Genomic DNA, 21713 nt, shown 5'->3' with positions numbered 1-21713 from the left:
TTTTTTTAAACCGGAATATCTGTCCAAATAATAATCACATTTAATTTATTTTCAAAGATTGTCTGCCTGTATTTGTATAAATTTGTGATAGTCAGTGTATTCTTGATCAAGAGAAAGGAAGACAGGAATTATTCCTTGATATTTAGAATAAGGTTCTAATAAAAGCATTATGAATAAGCATCATAAAATCGTTATTATAGGTGCTGGGGGTATCGCCCGGGCTGTAGCCTTAATACTTACCGAATGGAGTACAGTCACTCCTACAATTTTTATTGGAAACAGAACACTTTCTAAAGCGCAAAACCTTGTAAAATGGATTGAAGATGGGCTAACCAGGCCATGTGCCCTAAAGTCCTTTCCTCTTTCAGAATCAGGTTTTTCTAAAGAAATGATAGATGTGTTTAAGCAAGGAGATATCCTACTCGATTGTTTACCGGGAACAGAAGCACCAAGAATGGCGAGTTATGCTAAGAATTATAATTTACACTATGCCAATCTAACTGAGTATGTGGAAGAAACCGATAAAATCAAGGATATAGCCAAAGATGCATCTACAGGTTTTATTTTGCAAACCGGTCTTGCACCGGGCTATATCGATGTACTTGGTAATTATTTATTTGAAGAGTTTTGCAATGATTTTGAAGTAAATACGGTTGATCGTTTAGAGTTAAAAGTAGGGGCGTTGACTAAAAATGCTGTCGCTCCACATTTCTACGGGTTCACATGGAGTCCGGTTGGGGTCGCTACCGAATATTTAGAGGAGGCTGAAGTGATTCGCAATTATAAAAAAACAAAACTACCTTCGCTATCTGAACGCGACACCATTATAATTAACGGTATGACTTATGAAGCTGATCTAACCTCTGGAGGTGCGGCAGATTTACCTGATGCCTTAGCTGGAAAAGTGGCTTCAATGGATTATAAAACCTTAAGATTTCCAGGTCATTATGCATGGGTAGAAGAGCAAATAAAGAACGCATCCGATATTAAGGAGCTGCAAGCTATAATGGAGATTCAAGTACCTCATATAGAAGATGACCAAATCATCATATATGCAGCGGTGCAAGGGAAAGACCGCAAGGGTATACTGAGAAGACGGGAAATTGCAAAACAAATCCTTCCACAAAAGATAGGTAAGTATCAATTACGAGCCATCCAGACAACGACCGCCACTCCCTTAATTCAATCAGCACAACTATTACTGGAAACCAATATTAAAGGAGTTTTATTGCAGAGTAAATTAGACACCCGGTCTTTTTTAAATGGAGGATTTATAACCCCTGTATATGGTAATATATAAACGGATTGGTTATATGCGACTTCCATAAATAGGTTGGGTCTGATGCTTAAATAAAGGTTGTGATTAGAGATGTTTGTAAATCTACTTTTTTGTGATTAAAACACTGTTTTTAAATGACTTATATCATTTTATTCCATCACTAATCTGGGTAATTTTAAGGGTCCTTTGTTTAACATTAAAAAAGTAGAATTATGGCACTTATTAAATTTAACAACAGATTGCCATGGCTTAATTCCGAACTGTCTGACTTTTTTGATACCGATGATTTTTTTAAAGATGCATTTTGGACCAAAGCCATGATTGAACAACCAGCCTTAAATATTAAGGAGAGTGAGGAAAGTTTTGAGTTGGAAATGGCAGCTCCCGGATTGTCAAAAGACGATTTTAATATTTCAATTGACGATGGTTATCTGAATATTTCTGCAGAAAAAAAGGAAACCAAAGAGGAGGAAGAAGCCAATTATACGCGAAAAGAATTTAATTATAATTCTTTTAAGCGGTCATTGTTATTGCCTGATAGTATTCTGGAGGATGATGTAGATGCTACTTACAATGAAGGATTACTTCGTATAAAGCTGAATAAAAAGGAAGACGCTAAGAAACATACCTCTAAAACTATCAACGTAAAATAATCATTCAGGTAAAAGTGATTCGTCACTTTTACCTGTTTTAAAAATTGAGTATTATGGTACTTTATTCAAACCCGAAATATCTTGAGTGGAAAGGTGTCGAGGAAATGCATCACGATGCGACAAGATGGATGTCTGAGCTACAGTTTTTGGAGAATGAACACCGTTTTTTGGAAGACTTATTGGGAACATACTTTTTAAAATTAAGTTCTGAAAAGTATTATGATGAGGGAAAGAGCATAGCTCAGGAATTATCGGTGATAGGTGATCAGATAAAGCCTTACATTGATGAAGTTCGGAGTCATAATAATGAACTGGAAGTTCTCATTGATGGTGTAGATCAACCTTTTGAGGAAAAGGAAGTAAAAGCTACACATAGAATGCTACAAGATAAAATTGTACACTTCATTTCTCAGTTTAATGAACTAAAATTGAAGTTATATGTGGTGGTTCAGGAGATTATGAAAGAATCTAAAGCGAAACATCTTTTAAAATAAAAAGCCCCCTATTTTAGCATAGGAGGCTTTCTTTAAATATATCGAGATTAATGTGTGCTCATCTGAGTTTTTCTCTTTCTGATTTGTCGTTCCAGATCTTTTAATGTTTCAGCTAAAGCTATTTCAAAAGACTCTTGATCTGAAGATGCGAAAAGGTCATAACCTGGAACTCTTAATCGGATTTTGCAAATTCTCCCTTTACCCTTAGTGTCATTATCTTTTTTGAAAAAGACATTAGCGTTCAAAATCCAATCGTATTTTTCACCTAAATCCTTAAGCTTTTTGGTTGCTAATTTTTCTACATAACTATTTGAGCTCATTTTTTCAAATTGAATATCTATTTTCATAGTAAGCGTATTTTTAGGTTATACAATAGGTTTCGGAGACTTAATATAAGTCCTTCAATTCGATTTAGAAGTTACGGATTTATATTGACATCACCTTGAATATTTATAAATATCTATAAGTAAAATAACAGGAAAAATAATATTTATAAAATGACCAAAATCATGCTTTAAATAAATTATCAAATACGTAATTTTAATAGCTTGATTTTCTTTTACTTTGCGTTTAAATTGTCTTCAGATCATAAGTATTTAGAGAGATATTCAAAAAATCTTTTTTTCAAGTCATGGTAGATTTGACGTTGCGTTTCCATGCGGTCTCTCATTTCCATGTGATATTTCAAACCTACCATATCTATAGCTTCCTGATTGGCTTTTAGTTGGTTTGAAATGCCATGCTCATGGGTTCGTATATCATCTTTAAGTTGATCTATTTTTTCTAGTTGTATGATGAATTGATTCTCATACTGATCTAGCGCTGATAAAACCGTATCATCGGTCCAACGCTTTTGAATCTCAGAGAGCCTGTTTTTAAATGATTTTATCTCATCTTGCCAGAAGAGTAATTCTTTTTCCCATAAAGAATGCTCAAAATGTAAATCGGAATTTTTTATAATTGTTTTCATGACTACCAATTAAATTATGTTCGTAATTCATCAATTTACTGGATAGTAATGATAATTAGAATGATAATTATCAGTAACTTAGGAATGATTTATATCATTTTAATTCGTTCTTAAGCAACATAACTTTAAGAACCTAAAGGTTTATGATGTTATCAGAAAAGTCTATAGGAAGCTTAATTAGTAGTTTCTTTAAACAAATAGGAGCGCTTACCTTTTTTGCAGGACACTTCTTTAAAGAAGCAATTCAGCCTCCTTATGAGTTTAATGAATTATTGAAGCAGTGTTATAGTGTAGGTAACAGATCATTACCATTGGTAAGTTTAACAGGGTTCATAATTGGGTTGGTACTTACCTTACAAACTCGACCGACTTTGCAGGAATTTGGAGCCGTTTCATGGATGCCGTCCATGGTTGGAATATCCATAGTAAGAGAAATTGGTCCGGTTATAATTGCATTAATATGTGCTGGAAGGGTGGCCTCAGGGATTGGGGCTGAACTTGGTTCTATGAGAGTTACGGAGCAAATAGATGCCATGGAAGTTTCGGGTACAAATCCTTTTAAATTTCTCGTAGTTACCAGAATTACCGCAACCACCCTTATGGTTCCGTTGTTAGTGATTTATGGCGATGTTTTGGCACTGTATGGATCTTTTTTGGTAGAACATTTCAAAGGAGATGTTTCGGCCCGCCTTTATTTTAATCAGGTGTTCAACGCTTTAAACTTTAGTGACTTAATCCCGGCCGTAATCAAGTCGGTGTTCTTTGGTTTTGCCATAGGCCTAGTAGGATGTTTTAAAGGATATTATTGTGAAAAAGGAACGGTAGGGGTAGGTTTAGCGGCTAATACGGCTGTGGTAATGTCATCCTTGTTAATATTCATCCTTGATTTTATAGCAGTGATAATTTCTGATATTTTCTACGATTTATGAAGCCTTTTGAAAACATACAGGAACAGGATAAAGAAAAGCAACTTGATAGTCAGGAAGTAATAATAATAGTGGAAGATCTTGAGAAAAGTTTTGCCTCAAACCATGTTTTAAATGGTTTTAATATGAAGCTCTTCAAAGGAGAGAATTTAGTCATCATGGGAAAATCCGGTTCTGGAAAATCTGTGATGATTAAATGTTTGATTGGTTTGATGAAACCAGACAGGGGCGTTATTAATATAATGGGTAAAGATATAGTTCACCTCGACCAGTCTTCCTTAGATGAATTAAGAGCCGATATCGGATTCTTATTTCAGGGAAGTGCGTTATACGATTCTATGACGGTTAGAGAAAACCTTGAATTTCCCTTGCGTCGCCATCGTGAGCGTTTTGGGAAAAATATAGAAGTTGATCATATGGTGTTAGAGGCGCTTGAGAGTGTCGGCTTGGCTCATACTGTAGATTTAATGCCCGGAGAGTTGTCAGGAGGGATGCAGCGAAGGGTGGCCTTGGCACGGACCCTAATTATGAAGCCGAAAATTATTTTCTATGATGAGCCTACCAGTGGTTTAGACCCCATCACCTCTAAAGAAATCATTGTACTAATGAAAAAGATCCAACAACAATATAAAACATCTGCACTAATCATAACACACGATGTTGATTGTGCGAGAGTGATTTCAGATCGTATGATATTATTGGTTGATGGTATCAATTATGCGGAGGGAACTTATCAGGAATTAATAAAAGTAGACGATCCGAAGGTAAAGGCCTTCTTTAAATAAAAAATTATGGCACGTTCAGCATCAGAAAGATTAAGGTTAGGAATCCTGGTTACCGTAGCTACTGCATTCTTAGTGGTGGCAGCCTATTTAATTGGCAACAATGAGAATATGTTTAGTAAAACATTTTCGATTGGTGTTCTTTTCAACAATGTAAACGGATTGAAGGAAGGGAATAATGTGCGTTTTTCCGGCGTTAATGTAGGTACGGTTAAAAGCATAACCATGCAAAACGACACCACGATTAAAGTGGTAATGGTTTTAAAAGAGGAAATTCAACCATTTATTAAGAAAGATGCTGTTGCTACGATCGGAACTGATGGCTTGGTTGGAAATATGATTATTAATATCATTCCAGGCAAAAATACCCACCAACCTGTGCAAGATGGTGATCAGATAAGGTCATATAGTAAAATAGGAGCAGACGACCTATTGAGCACGCTGAGTGTAACCAATGAAAATGCAGCCTTGCTTACAGCCGATTTGCTCAAAGTAACGGAAGCCCTTACAGAGGGAAAAGGAACCCTGGGGAGACTTTTAAACGATACCGCCATGGCTGAAGATTTGAGTAAAACCTTAACAAACTTAAAATATGCCAGTTATAAGGCAACGACTTCTTTAGAACAGCTTAGTGCGACCTTAAATGGGGTGGATAGGGAAAATAGTATCGCTAATGTATTATTTAAAGATACCCTATCAGGAATGAGGTTAAAAAGTGTAATCAGGGATTTGGAGAATTCGGGAGAAAATCTTGATTCGCTGCTAACAAACCTTAACCTTATCGTATATGATATAAAAGGAGGGAAGGGAGCTTTAAATTATTTAACAACCGATACGGTATTGGTGCAGCAATTAGAGAAGACCATTCAAAATATAGAATCAGGGACAGAGAGCTTCAATCAAAATATGGAGGCGTTAAAGCACAATTTTTTATTTCGAAGATATTATAAGAAACTCGAAAAAGAACAGGAAAAGCAAAATGATTAACCGTTTTAAATCTTAATAATATCAGAGGGGGTTTCAACAAGTATCGATATATCACCTCTGATGGCAATGGGTTGCTTCATTATATCAGGATGGTGTTGTATTAGCTTAATCCAGTCTTCCGAAGAAAAGTCCTGTCGTTGAAATTTAGATTTATAAGCAGGGTGATCCTGGTTGATTAAATCTTTGATTTTTATATTTAACCGGTCTGCTATTTCTGCTATCTGAGTCCCGGTCAGTTTCGTTTTAAGAATATCTACTTCCTGGATCGGAATTCCTTCTGCCTTAGCATAGGCCAATGTTTTTTTAGCTCTCGTAGAATTTGAACTATAGAATAAGGTAATCTGCCTGTTTGATGTTGCAATTTCTCCCATGACTGTAATTTTGATGATTAATCTTTTAACAGATAAGATAATTTTTCGCTGTCAATGACATATTCGGTAATGGCAAATGCTGCTTTTCTGCTTTTTCTGAATTGTTTTATAAAATCACTGATCGCATCCTCCAATAATTGATGTTCTTCCCTGAATTTTTGAGCATCGTAGGTGAACGGATCACTCATGATCTCTTCAATATGCGTTAAGTGTTTTGAGGTCTGGCCTAACAGCGATTCACATTTTTTGGTTATTTCCAATAAGTTCACTTCCAGATCTCTTACCTTATCAATATGCTTTTTGTCGGTTAGCCATATAAAATACTTATCTATCAAATGATTTAAAAATTTTAAATCATCTTGATAAAATTCTAAATCTGATTGCCAATGTTCCGTAAGCACAAAAAGTTCTTCCCAATTGGCTTTTGGGATATAATCGTCTTTTGGCCTATATCTAAAGTCATTCATGACGGAATATTTTAGTATTTAAAGGTAGTGAATGATGAGGTTTTTTTAAATGACAAAAATCATTTTAACATCTGTTTTACAGTTGTTTATGATATGATGGTTCCATCTTCCATTTCAATGATGCGGTCGGTTTCATTAGCAAAATCAATATCATGTGTTACGATTAATAGCGACATGCCCCGTTCTTCCTTTAATTCTTTAAATATGTTTAGAATGTTATTCGAATTATAGCTGTCTAAATTTCCAGTTGGCTCATCACCCATAAGAATTGATGGATTATTTATAAGGGCTCGTGCAATAGCGACACGTTGTTTTTCACCACCGGAAATTCTGCTGGCTCTTTTTTGAGCAATGTGTTCAATGTTGAGCATTTTTAGCTTTAGTATAGCATCGTGTTCAATTTCTTCAGAGGTCTTAATACCCAGTTTTTTAGCAGGTAACATGATGTTTTCCAGTACGCTGAATTCAGACAGGAGGTAATGAAACTGAAAAACGAACCCAATACTTTCGTTTCTTAAATGAGCCAGTTCCTGCTGATTTTTACCGGTAACCAATTCGTTATTAATGAATAATTTTCCTTCGTAAGCAGTGTCGAGGGTAGAAAGAATGTAAAGAAGCGTAGATTTTCCACAGCCTGACTTCCCCATGATACTCACAAATTCTCCTTTTTTTATTTGTAACGAGATGTGATGAAGTACATGAAATAGTACGGGCTTTTTAAAATATTTATCAATGTTATTTGCTTCTAAAACCAATTCCATATCGTTTAATTCTAAGTGCCCCTGATAATTCGTACCGGGTCTATTTTTTTTGCCTTTTTAGATGGAAAATATCCTGCTATAAAAGTGGAGATTAATGCAAAGCCTGAGCCGATAATATAATACCATATGTTATAATTAATCGGATAGGTACTTATAGTAGGTAACGCTTCCGTTTCAAAAGCAATAGTATCTATAATTCTTGACAGGATATAACCGATTGTAAGGCCTAATACGGCTCCAATGATGCCAATAATGATAGCCTGACTCATGAATATTATTTGTACATCTGTACCCGAAAATCCTGTGGCTTTTAAAATAGCAATGTCTTTCATTTTTTCATAGATCAACATATTCAGGATATTGTATATCCCAAAACCTGCAACGATTAGTAATGTAATCGAAACTGCATAGGTGATCAGGTTTCTGATATTTGATCCTGTCTCAAACTGAGCGTTGGCTTGTTTGATATCTACGGCCTTTACTTCAAATTGTTTTTCTAGCTTATCTGCTAATGAAACTGCAAGATCGATGTTCTTGAGTTTAATGTTAATATCGGTAATAAAATTTTCAGCCTCTCCCTCTAGTTTTTGTACTGTTTGTAAATTAGCAAAACTCTTTATGTTGTCAATGTCAGCAATACCGCTTTGGTAAATTCCAACGATTTTTAAAGGAGATATAACACCATTTACCGTACTTACCTGAACCCTGTCACCCAGGCTCAAGGACATTTTTTTGGCTAAACCGGCTCCAAGTAAAATACCATTAAGGTTGTTCTTAAGGTCTTCAGGGCTCCCCTCCACAATGTAATCGGCAAGGTTAGATAACCTAACCTCCTCCATAATGTCTACTCCTGTAAGTTGCCCTCCTAATTCAATTGAACCGGATAAGTAAAATATTTGAGCTTGTAATTGTGGGGTGGCACCCAGCACATTGGGATCTTGCTGTAAACTCTTTAAAATGGGTAATGCATTGTGGATTTTACGCTGACTTTGTTTTGGTTTTACAGAATGGGTAATTTGAAGTGCATCTTGAAACTCTTTAAAGTAGGCCACAGGCTGTTTTTTTGAAGGCTCAATTTCATTGTAAAGATGTATGTGTGGGGTTTGATTCAGAATGAGATCATCCAGCATATTATTCAGACCCGTCATAAAACTAACAAGAGTAATATAGGCACCGATACCAAAGGTAACTCCTAATGAAGCAGTTACTGTAGATTTCATCTTGGTTGTCAAATGCGTTTTAGCTATTGCAAGTAATACCCTCCAGTTAATCATGTCCCTGGTTTTAAAAGTATTGAATTTTCACTGAGTCCTTCGAGAATTTCCACTCGATCTAAACTTTCTAATCCGGTTTTAACTTCAACCTTTCCTTCTTTGGTGAGTACCTGATTTTGTTCTATGAGGTATTCCTTAGGAATGGTAAGCACGTTTTTCTTTTGAGAAATAATAATGTTTCCCTCTCCGGATAAGCCGGGGTATAATACATCGGGGGGATTCTTAAACAATGCTTCAACCAAAAAAGTTTGGGATCTGTTATCCTTCGTTGGATAAATCTTATCAATGCCAGCTTCGAAGATCTGGTTTCCGTATGCGTCCAGAGTAATCAGTGTTTTTTGTCCCTTTTTTATGTGTACAATATCAACTTCATCAACCAACATTTCGATGATAAACTTTTCTTTACAGCCAATTGTTCCTAAAGATTCCTGAATTGACACCAATTCTCCGGGATTCTTATAAAGCGCATATACCTTTCCGTTTAATTTACTTTTTACAGTGAAGTCTGTCGTGTTTATTTTTGAGGTTTTATAATTGTTCTCTGCTTGAAGTAGTTGAGTGTTCAATTCATATTTAGTTCGGTTGAATTTATTCTTTAGTAAGGATAATTGATTTTTTGAAAGTTGGTAATTGAGCTCCTTGGTATCGTATTCCAGTTTAGAACCAATTTGTTGCTCCCAGAGATTTTTTTGCCGAAAGTAATTGATGGAGTCGTTCTTGTATTTTAAAAAGGCGGTTTGAATTTCCTCTTCTATGGCATCGAGAATGGCAGCACTCCCTTCTAGGTTTTCTTTTGCAAGTTCATAGGCGAGTTTGGCGTTTTTTGTGTTTAAGAGAGGGGTGTTATTAATAATTTGAATAACAGGCTGGCCAGCTTTTACGATCGTACCTTCCTCAACGTAATTATAATCCAGTATGCCGCCAACAGCCGAATAGATGTTATAAAGGCTATCCGGCTGAATAGTTACAGAAGCATAAACGGATTCAACAATGTCTGATCGGGTAGGTGATATTTTATTGTTATCTGAGCTACATGAAAGCAGGAGGGCAATAATAAAATAAACGCAATGTTTCATGATGCTCAGATTTTTTATTAAAAATCTAATTTCTATTACATTTTTAAAATGATATATATCATTTATCATCTGCCTCATCCATAGTACATTAGTGATGTAGATCCACGTCTTTAATATGTGAAAAATTAAGAAAATGAAAAAAATATTAGTACCAACAGACTTTTCGGAACATTCAAATTTTGCACTGCAAGTAGCGGCACAAATAGCTGAAAAATCTAATGCTAAAATTTTATTGTTCCATATGATGGGCATTGCTCAGTCCGTATTTATTTCAGAAGAAGATCAAAAACAAGCGGAAGCCATTTATTATCTGGAACTCACCAGGAAACGTTTTAATGAACTGCTTGAAAAGGATTTTATGAAAGGTGTCGAGACTGAAGTAGTGGTTCAGAATTATAAGATGTTTTCAGAAATGAATAATCTGGCACATGATAAAGGAGTAGATTTTGTGGTTATGGGATCTCATGGATATACTGGACTTTCTGAGATGTTTGTAGGTTCTAATACGGAAAAAATTATAAGAACTTCAGACTTCCCGGTGATGGTTATTAAAGAACCTTGTGAAAACTTTAATATGAAAAAGGTCGTTTTTGCTTGTGATTTTAAACCTGATGCCTTGAAAGCTTATAGAAAAGCAATGCACTTTTTTAATAATTTCGGTAGTGAAGTTCATTTACTTTATGTGAATTTACCTAATGAAGAATTCAGAAGTACTTCCGAATTAGATCAACGGGTAAATGAATTTTTAAGTGTGGCTAATGAGGGGGTTATAAATCCAAATCATAAGGTTCATTATTATAATGATTATAATATTGAAAGTGGGATTTATGCATTCAGTAAAGCTATCGAAGCAGATGTTGTTTCCCTGGCCACTCATGGTAGAAAGGGAGTATCGCACTTTTTTATGGGAAGCGTTGGAGAAGACATAGCTACTCACGTTAATTTACCTGTAATTACATTTAAGATATAATTGAAAATTCCTTAGTATTACAGCTTATTTTATAAAAATATTGTACCTTTTTCTTTTCTTTTGAGCGGAGGGATAAATAACTTTGTAATTTTAAGCTGTGTTTCCAACCTATGAGGTTTTTTCAAGAAGACAAAGACATTTTTAATATACTTTCAGAGGCTATTTCAGAAGGGATTCTGGTGGTCGATGAGCATCAAAATATAGTAGCCACCAATAGTCCGATGGAGCAAATGTTTGGTTACGAAAAAGATGAACTCAAAGGCCAAAATCTAAACATACTTATTCCGCAAAGTTACCATCAAAAACATGTCGGCCACTATGATGGTTATTTTGCAGAATCCAGCCAACGTAAAATGGCAGAAGGAAGGAAGTTAAGTGGAGTTAAAAAGAATGGAGAAGAGTTTTATGTTGAAATCGGACTGAACCCATTTCATATTTACGATAAGGTATATATAATGGCGATTGTGATGGATGTTACCAAGCGTATAGAGTCAGAGAACGTCATAAGAGAACTCAATGAACACCTTGAAGATAAAATAAAGCAGCGTACCAAAGCACTGCGAGATTCTGTAGCTCAGCTCACCAAGGAAGTTAGGTTGAGAATTGAAGCAGAGAGTCAGGCCAAAATTGCATTACAAAAGGAAAAAGAACTCAATGAGTTGAAGACTAAATTCCTGTCGATGGTTTCTCATGAGTTCAAAACCCCACTGAGTAGTATTCTAACTTCTTCAATGCTCTTAGGTAAATATACGGAGGGAGAGCAACAACCAAAAAGAGATAAACATATAAATACCATTAAAGGAACCGTTAGAAATTTAAACGGTATTTTAAACGATTTCCTTTCAATCGAACGTATCGACTCAGGTAAGATTGATTATAAATTTGCCAAATTCAACTTAAGTAAAGTTTTTAATGAAATCTTATACGATGCGAACATGACGCTTAAGTCTGGTCAGAAAATTCAGTTTCCGGATGATATTGATGAGTATGTAATTGCTCAGGATGAAAAGATTTTTAAACTTATACTATCCAATATTATTGGGAATGCCATAAAGTACTCCCCTGAAAATTCCACCATTTTTATAGAAGTTGCCTTCAAGGAAAATAACAATTTCCTCTTTACCGTCCGAGATGAGGGAATTGGGATTCCAAAGGAGGACCAAAAACATATTTTTTCGCGTTATTTTAGGGCCCAGAATGCATTAATTACCCAGGGAACTGGTATTGGGTTAAATATTGTGAAAAGTCACGTAGAAGATCTGGGAGGAACTATAAGCTTTGAAAGTGAACTCGAAAAAGGATCAGTTTTTAAAATAGAATTACCAAATAAAACCAAATCATAAGGCTCATGAAAAAAGTACTGTTAGTTGAAGATGATGTTATACTAAGAGAAAATACTGCAGAATTACTGGAATTGTCTAATTATAATGTTGTTACCGCATCTGATGGTAAAAAAGGGGTGTTGTTGGCTGAGAAGGAATTGCCCGATATTATTGTATGCGATATTATGATGCCTGAATTAGATGGCTATGGGGTGTTAGAGGCTTTGTCTAAAAATGACCGAACCAAAAGAATCCCATTTATTTTTCTTTCGGCAAAAACGGAGCGAAATGAGGTAAGAAGAGGAATGAACCTCGGAGCCGACGATTATATTACGAAACCATTTGAAGAAGAGGAACTTATTAACGCAATCGAAAGTAGACTTGCTAAAGTTCGAATTTTAAGTGATATGAATCAGGTTGAGGCGTCTAATGGCGATCGTGAAGATGAGATCGCTAATATTAATCAGCTTAAAAATTACTTTTTAGACGAAGGAGAAATGTTCACCTATGAAGAAGGAGCCTTGATTTATTCCGAAGGTAATCACTCTAACTATATGTTCCTGATAGAGGAGGGAATGGTTAAGTCTTTTAAAATAGACGAACAAGGAAAAGAATTGATAACAAAGGTGAGTAAAGAAGATGACTTTTTTGGATACAGTTCTTTTACTCAGAATATCCCCTATAAAGAATATGCCAAGGCGATTAAAAACACAACCGTCTACGCAGTGAAAAAAGACATACTCTCTACGATCCTTAATGATAATAAAAAGCTATCTATAGAAATTGTTGATTTCTTAGCGGAAGGATTAACCGAATTTAATAACCAATTACTTCAAATGGCCTATGGTTCGGTAAGAAGGAAAACAGCTGCTACCATTCTTCAATTCGTAGATCAGTTCGATAGGAACAAAAGTGAAGGGATAAAGATTTCACGTAACGATTTAGCAAGTGTTGCCGGAATTGCTCCTGAAAGTTTCATAAGAACGTTGTCAGAACTTAAAAAAGAAGGGTTGATTGCTGTAGAAGGACGAAACATTAAAGTCCTGGATATTGAACGTTTGAGAAATGTAGATTAAGATCATTTTTTTATAGAGGTTTGATATATATCATATTTAACGGTTAAGAGTTTAGATAATTTTGTTATTGTAATAAATAACAAAATGAAAAACATATTAATACCTACTGATTTTTCCGATAATTCATGGAATGCAATCGTATACGGGTTGACGCTTTTTGAAAAAGAAAGGTGTCAATTTTATTTGCTTTATGTAGAAGATCTGGGTATGTATGCTTTTAATGATACCGCTACACTTCCGTATAACTCGACCATTGATAAAAAACAGATTGATCGCTCAAAGGCTAAATTAAAAAGTCTGCTTGGACGAATCTATGAGAAATTCCCTGGTACAAATCATAGCTTCGGGATATTGGTAGAGTATGATTTTCTTGTAGATGCCATTAAAAAACAGGTGAGTGAGAAAAAAATAGATCTCATTATAATGGGAACCAAGGGAGCCTCTAGCCTTAAAAAAGATATTGTAGGAAGCCATACCAGTGATGTGATTACCAGGGTGAAATGTCCGCTACTGGTGATCCCTGAAAAGGCGAAGGCAAAGATCCCTGAGGAAATAGCCTTTCCAACGGATTACAGAATTTTTTATCCACTCAATGTATTGGTAACCTTGATGGATTTAGCACAAAAACATGGTGCTTCTATTCGCTGCTTACATGCCGTTAAAGAGCACTTTGAACATTTAGATCAGGAGCAGTTAAAGAATAAAGAATTATTAGATGATTATTTCGATAAGTTCAATCATAGTTTTCATCAGGTAACCAGTAAGCGACTAGATAAAGCGGTACAATGTTTCACGGAAAGCCGGGATATTGATATGATAGCCATGGTGGCAAAGAATCTTAATTTCTTTCAACAAATTCTCTTCAAACCTACGGTTGCGGAAATTAGCTATCATACCCACATACCATTTCTGGTATTACACGAACAAATAAGTTGATCATGCATGATAAATATCATGTTATCTAAACCTTCGAAGCAGTAATTTAGCACTGATAAAAGATTAGTTCTTTGAGTTAATTAGTATTGAGGTATACTTAAAAGAAAGAGGTGTCAAAAGACACCTCTTTCTTTGTTTTTAGTTCATGCTAAAACATGATATTGTGATATACCATACTTTTAAGATCCTTTGGAAGTCCTGTTCTGATATCTTCCAGCTCTCCCAAAGAAATGTATTGTCGTAAGGAGATAAAGGTCGTGATTATATATTGTTCGGCCTTTTCATCAGACCCTAAATCATGGATCGAGGAACTCCCGTCAAATGAACGTACCAGATCGATAAACGCCGTCATGTTTTTGATCCGTTTATGTTTGGTTCTTGTAGACCATCCGTTAACATAAACAGCCTTTAAAAACATAGGAAACTGAGCAATCAGCTGAAGCGATTCTTCGAAAGAGATTATTTCTCGAAGACCATGTAAAATAGCAGATAAAACCCTTCCCGCTCTATCCGTGTCAGTACCCATGTCTAAATCTTTAGCATATTTCTTTAAAAAGCTGTTTCCTTCGGCTGCATATGCATTAAAATTGAGTGCCATAATTTCCAGAGTTTAATTCAACAACCACTACCTAACACTAGATCCAAATATTTTAATAAGTTACGTATAAAATAGCTAATTATCAATGATTCAGTTGGTTATGATGATTATTGTCATTTTTTTTTCTTCGAAGCAACCGTATTTTTATAAGACACAAAAGTTCGGTAAAATGAAAAAAGTATTATTTCCCACTGATTTTTCTGATAACGCCTGGAATGCTATAAGTTATGGAGTCCAGTTGTATAAGGATATAGCTTGCGATTTTTTTGTGTTACACACCTACACACCTCCTTTTTACAGGGTAGATTATGCTTTAGGAGGTCCTGTATTTAGTGCGGTTAATGATCCTGAAGTTGATATTGTCCTTGAAAATATGGACCATACCCTTAAAGATCTATCCAAATACTATTTTAACGAAAAGCATCGGTATTATTCGCGTAATGCTTTTAATATTTTAACAGATGAAATAAATAAAGTGTCTGATAAAGAACAGGTCGATATTATTGTAATGGGAACGAAAGGGGCAACAGGAGCAAAACGAATTCTATTTGGTTCCAATACCGTTTATACCATTCGGAAGGCAAAAATTCCAATATTAGCAGTGCCGGATGACTATCAGTATGCTGAGGTAAAGCAACTACTCTTTTTTACCGATTATTTGCGTCCTTATAGAGAAGATGAATTGGAGCTTTTAAAAGAAATCGCTCGATTACACAACGCAACGATTACCATACTTTATGTTTCCGAAGGTTATGATTTAACGAATGGTCAGTTATCAAATAAAGAAAGCTTGAAAGAGGCCTTGGAGGGATTGACCTATGAATTTAAAGAGAACACTAACACTAAGGAAACAATGACTGAAACATTAGAAAGCTACCTGAAAGATTCGCAATATGATATGCTGGTAATGATGAACAGGAAGCATTCGTTTCTGGAGCGATTATTGACCAGGCAACAAGTGGAAAAAATTGGTTTTAATTTGAAGATCCCTTTTTTAGTTTTAAGAAGTAACGAAGCCATTAATTGGTAAAAACTCAACTACCATAATTATCAAAACATAGCATTTATTAAAATGCTTATTTTATTTTTTAAAAGAACCGGAATCTTATTCGATGGTTATTTCATTGAAGTAATCTTTCCATGGAGGTTTACGATGATTTCTTTTATCTTTTTTCTGATCGGTATTAACAAATAAAGGTTCTTTTTTTCGATTATATTTGTTCAAATCTTATCAGGTGTGAGTCAAAAATATATTATTATCTGTCTTTTTATGTTGGCATTGGTGGGGTGTGGTGATAATCAATCAAAACCTTCTAAAGAGCCAAAATTCACGAATAATTTAGTTAATGAATCGAGTCTGTACCTTAAACAGCACGCACATAATCCGGTACATTGGGAGCCATGGAATGATAGCCTGTTTAACACAGCTCAGGATGCAAATAAATTATTGGTGATTAGTATTGGTTATGCTTCTTGTCATTGGTGTCATGTAATGGAAAGAGAGACATTTCAGGATACGCTGATCGCTGAATATATGAATGAAAAGTTCATTAATATTAAAGTTGACAGAGAGGAGCGCCCTGATATCGACCAATTATACATGACGGCGGCTCAAATAATGAACAGGAATTCAGGATGGCCTTTAAACGTGGTGGCACTTCCGAATGGTAAGCCATTATATGCCGGTACTTACCATAGTAAAGACGAGTGGGAAGTAGTGCTGAAGAAAATGGTGAGCTTTTACAATCAATATCCTGATAAGGCCAACGAGTATGCCAATTCAATTGCCGCTGGAGTTAAACAAATAAATGCTATTATCGACATTCCAAAAGAGCAAATCACCTTAGAGGATGTTAAACAAGCTGTAGATAGCTGGTCTGAACAATGGGATCTCTTGTATGGTGGTGATAAGGGAGGTCAAAAATTTATGGTTCCTGAACGGATAAGTTTTCTTATGAAATATGCTTTTTTATCTGATGATCAGCTGGCGAACACACATGTCAAAAACTCTTTGGATAAAATGGCACTCGGAGGCGTTAATGATGTTGTTGGTGGAGGCTTTTTCAGATATAGTGTCGATTCGCAGTGGAAGGTACCTCATTTTGAAAAAATGCTTTATGATAATGCACAGTTAATGAGTTTATATGCACAAGCCTATAAAAACTATCAAAATGAATTATATAAAGAAGTTTTGGAAGGTCTCATCGAATTTACGAAGAATGAAATGCATGATGAGAATGGGGGATACTTTGCCTCTATAGACTCTAATAGTGAAGGTAGGGAAGGGGGCTATTACCTATGGACCAAACAGGAGTTGAAAGAAATTCTTAATGACGATTATGAACTGTTTGAATCACTTTATGGAATAGCGAATGAACCATTTGAGGGAGCCTATTATAACCTTTACAGGTCAATGAGTTTAGAGGATTATGCCAAACAAAACAACCTTGAACTCGCAAACGTGAAGCAACGAATTGAAGGCTGTATTAATAAACTTGCAAAAATCAGGGAGGAACGTGTTAAACCGGTGGTAGATGAAAAGAAGATTACCTCCTGGAACGCATTAATGATTAATGGATTTGTGGATGCATATAAAGCCTTAGGGGATGAGAATTTATTGAATAATGCCATGAATACAGCGGCATTCATTTTGAATAAGGGTATGGATGCCAAAGGTGAATTGAAACATACACTAAATGATAATGTAAAATCAGAAAGTGGATTTTTAGACGACTATGCATTTACTATCGATGCCCTGATCGAATTGTATAAAGTTACTCTCGATGAAATGTATATTGATAAGGCTAGCGGACTTATGGATAAGGTGATGAAGCTATTTTATGAGCCTGATTCAGGGATGTTTACCTTTAATCAGGGTACTGTTGTGTTCTCAGAACTCGTTAAAACAGATGATGGTGTTATACCATCACCAAATACTTTAATGGCAAAGAACTTTTTCCAATTATATCATATCAAGGGAGAAAATGCATATGAATCATATTATGAAAAAATGCTTTCCAATATGAAGCCTTCTTTAATTAAACACCCTGCCAACTATGCGAAATGGCTCAACCTTTCTTTAAATGAGGCCTTTCCTTTTTATGAAATAGTCATAGTTGGAGAAAATGCCTTTTCAAAGGTTAAAAAAATAAATAATAATTATTTGCCTAATAGTATTGTGATTGGCACTAAAGAGCCTTCGACTTTGAGTCTTTTTGAAAATAGATATGTTGAAGGGCAGACATTTATTTACGTGTGTCAAAATAAGACCTGTAAATTACCTGTAAAAGAAGTAGAGGTAGCTTTAGAGCAAATGAGCGATTTTTAGCGCTTGATATAAGAAATAAAAAAACCCGATTTTGAGCATACTCAAATCGGGTTTTTTTATTGGGTTAGTTTATTGAAATCAATGAAAGTTCATCGTTGTTCCTGGCGATTAGAAGTGCCTTTTTATTCCCAACAGTAATAATTGAAGCATCTTTTACATCTCCACCGGCCCATAAATTAATATCATTGTTTGGTATTACTTGATAATTTCCGTTTTGGGATAATTGTAATAACTGTCCATAACTTGCATCATTCCTTGGGGTTTCCACCTCAGAGCCATAAAGATTACCTAATAGCAAGATTTCTTTTTCTTTGTTGTCAGTAAAGTGGTCAACTATAATTTTGTTAACCGACGATAACTGGGCGTGATTTTCTAAAGGTTTAAATTCAAATGAAGTGCCTTTATTAATCAATAGACTGGTAGCAAAATTATTTGCTTCATAGGATATACCTTTCTCAAGTTCCTGACCATAGATGTCTTTGATATTCGCACTTCCGTATTCGTTGTACGTCTTGAATTTCTTCTTAATAAAAGGCATTTGTCCGGAAGAACACTCTCTTCCTCTTACAGGATAAATTTCATTTTTTTGTTGATACCCTAAAACGATATCGTCGGTATCGTTCTTGTCAAAATCGTTAACAAACATAAAGAAAGGCTCATCTTTTGTCGCTTTATATTTATAATTCAGTCCTAAGTTACCGGCTATAATATCGGCATCGCCATCCTGGTCAATGTCCTCAACAGCTAAGCTGCTCCACCAACCAATTTCTTTGTCAAGGCCATAGTCAGAAGTTTTATTAATAAATCCGTCCTTTTCATTAATAAATATTTCAATCGGACCCCATTCATTGGCCACAATAAGATCGGCGACATCGTCATTATTTATATCGTGCCACAGGGAAGCAGTAATCATGGTATGGTCTAACATATCCGGTATTTTACTTTCCGTAACATCGACAAATTTAATTTGGTCTGCACTGCTTTGGTTTTCTAATAAGTAGCTTTTTGAATAGCGCCCATAAAAACCTGGTTGTACACGAGTCCCTATAAACAGGTCTATATCTCCGTCGTTGTCGTAATCATTAGCACTAATTCTTAAGCCACTACCTGTTATCTCCGGTAAAGCTGAAATATTTTTACTGAAATTACCTTTACCGTCATTTACATATAAGCGATCTTGATAGTAAGGATGGTTGGGCTCATATTCATAGCCGCCGCTAATAACATATAGGTCCATATCGCCATCCTGGTCAGCGTCAAAGAATAGTGCACCCGTATCTTCATGATTTGAATCACCGGTGAACGGAGTAACCTTCTTTTCAAAGGTGCGATTTGATGTCTGCAGGTAAATGGCACTAGCCTGATCTTTGGCTCCACCTATAAAGAAATCTTCCAAACCATCACCGTTAACATCAGCAATAGCCAGGGCAGGTCCTAATCTTGACATCCTATGAGGTAGAAGCGTTTCCTTATAGAAATCGTTAAAATCATTTTCAGTATGGGTATAAGCGATTCCGGTTTCCTCGGTAATGTCTTTAAATAACCTGTTATTTGGATTTTCAGCCACTGCCTCATCGCTTGTTCCCTCAGGATAGCTTATTTCTAATTCTTGTCCACCCTTTATATTCGTTAGAGCAGTTATTTTGTTATCAGGCCATATAACGCGAATGCTATCAATATCTGGGGTGTTTCCAAGACCAAAATGTATTTTATCAGCGGTAGCAGATTGAAACCCTCTGGAAAAATAATTCTCAGCAATTTGTTTCCCGTTCTCACTATACAATTCAATACGTGAACCAACCGCAAAAACGTTGTCTTTAGACCCTTTAAGTTTAACCTTTATGTAATTGTTTTCGGAAATGGTGTTGTTTTGGTAAATAAAAGACATGCTAGCCGAATTGTTCACCACGATATCCAGATCACCATCATTATCTAAATCGGCATAAGCAGCTCCATTTGAATTCGACTCAGGTTGCTTGAGCTTTAATTTTTTAAAGCTTAGGTCCGAATTGTTTAGATAAAAGTAATTCTCCTTTTTTCTTAATGGCATTTTATCCATTAAGTCTTTTATGTAACTCTGGGTTTCAATTGCTTCGTTCTCAATAACTTCCTCTTGTTTTTTCTTGCGATATCGTACAAAATCGTTATTTCTAAAATCTCTTTTTATACCATTAGAAACAAAAATATCTTTATACCCGTTATTATCCATGTCAAAAAATAATGGGGCCCAGCTCCAATCAGTGCTCGATACATCAGCTAACTGAGCTATATCGGAAAACATCGGATTTCCTGTTTCAGCGTCAATTCCATTGTTGAGCTGAAGTGTATTATACATGTATTGATGATGTAACCCGAGATTGACATGCTTGTAAAAACGCTCAGGGTTCATCCCGCTCATACTGGTTTTCTGGGTATAATTATCCTCTGCCATCATATCGACAGCCATGATGTCCAGAAGGCCATCATTGTTAATATCTGCAATGTCATTACCCATTGAAAAATTAGACACGTGTCCGAATGATTGTAAAGAAACCTCTCTGAAAGTTCCATCCTGATTGTTGATGTATAAATGATCTTTCTCAGAAAAGTCATTGCCGACGTAGATGTCAGGCCATAAGTCGTTGTTGAGGTCACCGATGGCTACACCCAATCCAAATCCAAGCATATTGTTGATAATACCAGCTTTATCAGATACATTAACAAATTTTCCATTGTTGTTTTGGTACAAGCGTTCACCTCTGTAAGTGCTGTTTTTATCAATGAGTTGATCGATCGAATTTTCATCGTACAATTCGATCCCATGGTTGATAACAAACATGTCCAGATCCCCATCCTTGTCGTAATCTAAAAAGGCTGTTTGTGTAGTAAAATCAGGAAGATCTAAACCGTATTCTTTAGCCTTATCTTCAAAGACAGGAATACCGTTTTTATTAAGTCCGGTGTTAATAAGAAGTTCATTACGTCTCTTTTCAGCATCTTTTATTTTACCTGACTTACTGTAGTAAATATCCATGAGTCCATCATTATTTATATCTACTACGGTAACTCCTGTACCAAATCCATATCCTCCTTGTGCATTTGCTTCCTCAGTTACGTCCTTGAACTTCATATCACCTTGGTTCAAATAGAGTTTGTTCGATTTTAAACAATCGACAAAATAGATGTCCAGAAGATCATCGTTGTTAAAATCTGCCACCGCAACGCCACCGCCATTGTAATAATATTCATAAAACAACCCGTTCATATAGGTAGTTTCTTTAAGCTCATTATTAAAATGGATGCCAGTAGTATTATCAGAAAGAACAGTAAACAGCTCCTGTGTTTCGACTGCTTTTTCCGGTTCTTTTGTTTCTTTTTCTTTGCAAGATGCAAGAAATGTAAGTATAAAACTTAGTGTGATTACTTTTTTCATTCGTTTATCATTTTCGGTGAAAAAGATAGAA

General features: G+C 35.5%; 21 protein-coding genes. 12 read left to right on the top strand and 9 right to left on the bottom strand.

Features of this window, described 5'->3' with window-relative positions; genetic code table 11:
- Nucleotides 1-169 precede the first annotated feature (169 nt).
- From P278_RS10150 to P278_RS10140, 3 genes are all read left to right on the top strand, one after another.
- Nucleotides 170-1300 carry a saccharopine dehydrogenase family protein gene (locus P278_RS10150; protein WP_038266210.1) on the top strand — a complete coding sequence of 377 codons (1131 nt, stop codon included), beginning with the start codon at nt 170-172 and terminating at the stop codon, nt 1298-1300.
- Nucleotides 1301-1491: 191 nt separating this feature from the next.
- Nucleotides 1492-1932, top strand: a complete 441-nt coding sequence (locus P278_RS10145; RefSeq protein WP_038266207.1) for an Hsp20/alpha crystallin family protein — start codon at nt 1492-1494, stop codon at nt 1930-1932.
- Nucleotides 1933-1985: 53 nt separating this feature from the next.
- Nucleotides 1986-2426, top strand: a complete 441-nt coding sequence (locus P278_RS10140) for a hypothetical protein (RefSeq protein WP_038266204.1) — start codon at nt 1986-1988, stop codon at nt 2424-2426.
- A gap of 47 nt (nt 2427-2473) precedes the next feature.
- Here the strand turns inward: P278_RS10140 and P278_RS10135 are convergent, their stop codons facing one another.
- Both P278_RS10135 and P278_RS10130 read right to left on the bottom strand, forming a co-directional pair.
- The gene (locus tag P278_RS10135) at nt 2474-2773 is read right to left on the bottom strand and encodes an HPF/RaiA family ribosome-associated protein (RefSeq protein WP_038266202.1); all 300 of its coding nucleotides are present in this window, start codon (nt 2771-2773) and stop codon (nt 2474-2476) included.
- 239 nt (nt 2774-3012) lie between these two features.
- Nucleotides 3013-3396: a hypothetical protein gene (locus P278_RS10130; protein WP_038266199.1), complete on the bottom strand. Its 384-nt coding sequence runs from the start codon at nt 3394-3396 to the stop codon at nt 3013-3015.
- Between the two features lie 146 nt (nt 3397-3542).
- Here P278_RS10130 and P278_RS10125 point away from each other — a divergent pair, with 146 nt between their 5' ends.
- The 3 genes from P278_RS10125 to P278_RS10115 are packed head-to-tail and all read left to right on the top strand — an operon-like array spanning nt 3543 to nt 6091.
- On the top strand, nt 3543-4325 hold the full coding sequence (locus tag P278_RS10125; RefSeq protein ID WP_082436131.1) for an MlaE family ABC transporter permease: 783 nt from the start codon (nt 3543-3545) through the stop codon (nt 4323-4325).
- The gene (locus P278_RS10120; RefSeq protein WP_051413514.1) at nt 4322-5107 is read left to right on the top strand and encodes an ABC transporter ATP-binding protein; all 786 of its coding nucleotides are present in this window, start codon (nt 4322-4324) and stop codon (nt 5105-5107) included. Before P278_RS10125 ends, P278_RS10120 begins: the two co-directional genes overlap by 4 nt.
- A 6-nt stretch (nt 5108-5113) precedes the next feature.
- A complete protein-coding gene (locus tag P278_RS10115) occupies nt 5114-6091 on the top strand; it encodes an MlaD family protein (RefSeq protein WP_038266195.1) in 978 nt (325 codons plus the stop codon).
- Nucleotides 6092-6096: 5 nt separating this feature from the next.
- Here the strand turns inward: P278_RS10115 and P278_RS10110 are convergent, their stop codons facing one another.
- The 5 genes from P278_RS10110 to P278_RS10090 form a co-directional block, all read right to left on the bottom strand.
- Nucleotides 6097-6462, bottom strand: coding sequence for an arsenate reductase family protein (locus tag P278_RS10110; RefSeq protein WP_038266193.1), 366 nt, complete (start codon nt 6460-6462; stop codon nt 6097-6099).
- Nucleotides 6463-6479: 17 nt separating this feature from the next.
- Nucleotides 6480-6929, bottom strand: coding sequence for a hypothetical protein (locus tag P278_RS10105; protein WP_038266191.1), 450 nt, complete (start codon nt 6927-6929; stop codon nt 6480-6482).
- 86 nt (nt 6930-7015) lie between these two features.
- Complete coding sequence (locus P278_RS10100) at nt 7016-7690, bottom strand: ABC transporter ATP-binding protein (protein WP_038266188.1); 675 nt, start codon at nt 7688-7690, stop codon at nt 7016-7018.
- An 11-nt stretch (nt 7691-7701) separates the two neighbouring features.
- Nucleotides 7702-8964 (bottom strand): ABC transporter permease, encoded by a 1263-nt coding sequence (locus tag P278_RS10095; protein WP_038266185.1) that lies wholly within the window; start codon nt 8962-8964, stop codon nt 7702-7704.
- Nucleotides 8961-10040 (bottom strand): efflux RND transporter periplasmic adaptor subunit, encoded by a 1080-nt coding sequence (locus P278_RS10090; RefSeq protein ID WP_038266183.1) that lies wholly within the window; start codon nt 10038-10040, stop codon nt 8961-8963. Before P278_RS10090 ends, P278_RS10095 begins: the two co-directional genes overlap by 4 nt.
- 133 nt (nt 10041-10173) lie before the next feature.
- Between P278_RS10090 and P278_RS10085 the strand changes: the two genes are divergently transcribed.
- The 4 genes from P278_RS10085 (at nt 10174) to P278_RS10070 (ending at nt 14344) form a co-directional block, all read left to right on the top strand.
- Nucleotides 10174-11010, top strand: coding sequence for a universal stress protein (locus P278_RS10085; RefSeq protein ID WP_038266182.1), 837 nt, complete (start codon nt 10174-10176; stop codon nt 11008-11010).
- A 110-nt stretch (nt 11011-11120) separates the two neighbouring features.
- Nucleotides 11121-12353, top strand: coding sequence for a PAS domain-containing sensor histidine kinase (locus tag P278_RS10080; RefSeq protein ID WP_038266179.1), 1233 nt, complete (start codon nt 11121-11123; stop codon nt 12351-12353).
- Between the two features lie 5 nt (nt 12354-12358).
- Complete coding sequence (locus P278_RS10075; RefSeq protein WP_038266177.1) at nt 12359-13408, top strand: response regulator; 1050 nt, start codon at nt 12359-12361, stop codon at nt 13406-13408.
- Nucleotides 13409-13492: 84 nt separating this feature from the next.
- A complete protein-coding gene (locus P278_RS10070) occupies nt 13493-14344 on the top strand; it encodes a universal stress protein (protein WP_038266173.1) in 852 nt (283 codons plus the stop codon).
- Nucleotides 14345-14492: 148 nt separating this feature from the next.
- Here P278_RS10070 and P278_RS10065 read toward each other — a convergent pair whose 3' ends face one another.
- Nucleotides 14493-14942 (bottom strand): DUF2267 domain-containing protein, encoded by a 450-nt coding sequence (locus P278_RS10065; RefSeq protein WP_038266169.1) that lies wholly within the window; start codon nt 14940-14942, stop codon nt 14493-14495.
- A gap of 169 nt (nt 14943-15111) precedes the next feature.
- On the opposite strand from P278_RS10065, the gene P278_RS10060 reads away from it, so the two are divergent.
- On the top strand, nt 15112-15972 hold the full coding sequence (locus tag P278_RS10060; protein WP_038266550.1) for a universal stress protein: 861 nt from the start codon (nt 15112-15114) through the stop codon (nt 15970-15972).
- 207 nt (nt 15973-16179) lie between these two features.
- Nucleotides 16180-18270 (top strand): thioredoxin domain-containing protein, encoded by a 2091-nt coding sequence (locus P278_RS10055; protein ID WP_038266167.1) that lies wholly within the window; start codon nt 16180-16182, stop codon nt 18268-18270.
- Between the two features lie 64 nt (nt 18271-18334).
- On the opposite strand, the gene P278_RS10050 is transcribed toward P278_RS10055, so the two are convergent.
- Nucleotides 18335-21682: a VCBS repeat-containing protein gene (locus tag P278_RS10050; RefSeq protein WP_038266165.1), complete on the bottom strand. Its 3348-nt coding sequence runs from the start codon at nt 21680-21682 to the stop codon at nt 18335-18337.
- Nucleotides 21683-21713 lie beyond the last annotated feature (31 nt).

This window comes from Zhouia amylolytica AD3, assembly GCF_000511935.2.
Taxonomy (GTDB): domain Bacteria; phylum Bacteroidota; class Bacteroidia; order Flavobacteriales; family Flavobacteriaceae; genus Zhouia; species Zhouia amylolytica.
The sequence above is the reverse complement of the archived record's forward strand: the minus strand, read 5'-3'. Positions and strand labels throughout refer to the sequence as shown.

Coding starts and splice junctions, on each gene's coding strand:
- P278_RS10150 (WP_038266210.1), top strand. CDS start 170: ATGAATAAGCATCATAAAATCGTTATTATAGGTGCTGGGGGTATCGCC.
- P278_RS10145 (WP_038266207.1), top strand. CDS start 1,492: ATGGCACTTATTAAATTTAACAACAGATTGCCATGGCTTAATTCCGAA.
- P278_RS10140 (WP_038266204.1), top strand. CDS start 1,986: ATGGTACTTTATTCAAACCCGAAATATCTTGAGTGGAAAGGTGTCGAG.
- P278_RS10135 (WP_038266202.1), bottom strand. CDS start 2,773: ATGAAAATAGATATTCAATTTGAAAAAATGAGCTCAAATAGTTATGTA.
- P278_RS10130 (WP_038266199.1), bottom strand. CDS start 3,396: ATGAAAACAATTATAAAAAATTCCGATTTACATTTTGAGCATTCTTTA.
- P278_RS10125 (WP_082436131.1), top strand. CDS start 3,543: ATGTTATCAGAAAAGTCTATAGGAAGCTTAATTAGTAGTTTCTTTAAA.
- P278_RS10120 (WP_051413514.1), top strand. CDS start 4,322: ATGAAGCCTTTTGAAAACATACAGGAACAGGATAAAGAAAAGCAACTT.
- P278_RS10115 (WP_038266195.1), top strand. CDS start 5,114: ATGGCACGTTCAGCATCAGAAAGATTAAGGTTAGGAATCCTGGTTACC.
- P278_RS10110 (WP_038266193.1), bottom strand. CDS start 6,462: ATGGGAGAAATTGCAACATCAAACAGGCAGATTACCTTATTCTATAGT.
- P278_RS10105 (WP_038266191.1), bottom strand. CDS start 6,929: ATGAATGACTTTAGATATAGGCCAAAAGACGATTATATCCCAAAAGCC.
- P278_RS10100 (WP_038266188.1), bottom strand. CDS start 7,690: ATGGAATTGGTTTTAGAAGCAAATAACATTGATAAATATTTTAAAAAG.
- P278_RS10095 (WP_038266185.1), bottom strand. CDS start 8,964: ATGATTAACTGGAGGGTATTACTTGCAATAGCTAAAACGCATTTGACA.
- P278_RS10090 (WP_038266183.1), bottom strand. CDS start 10,040: ATGAAACATTGCGTTTATTTTATTATTGCCCTCCTGCTTTCATGTAGC.
- P278_RS10085 (WP_038266182.1), top strand. CDS start 10,174: ATGAAAAAAATATTAGTACCAACAGACTTTTCGGAACATTCAAATTTT.
- P278_RS10080 (WP_038266179.1), top strand. CDS start 11,121: ATGAGGTTTTTTCAAGAAGACAAAGACATTTTTAATATACTTTCAGAG.
- P278_RS10075 (WP_038266177.1), top strand. CDS start 12,359: ATGAAAAAAGTACTGTTAGTTGAAGATGATGTTATACTAAGAGAAAAT.
- P278_RS10070 (WP_038266173.1), top strand. CDS start 13,493: ATGAAAAACATATTAATACCTACTGATTTTTCCGATAATTCATGGAAT.
- P278_RS10065 (WP_038266169.1), bottom strand. CDS start 14,942: ATGGCACTCAATTTTAATGCATATGCAGCCGAAGGAAACAGCTTTTTA.
- P278_RS10060 (WP_038266550.1), top strand. CDS start 15,112: ATGAAAAAAGTATTATTTCCCACTGATTTTTCTGATAACGCCTGGAAT.
- P278_RS10050 (WP_038266165.1), bottom strand. CDS start 21,682: ATGAAAAAAGTAATCACACTAAGTTTTATACTTACATTTCTTGCATCT.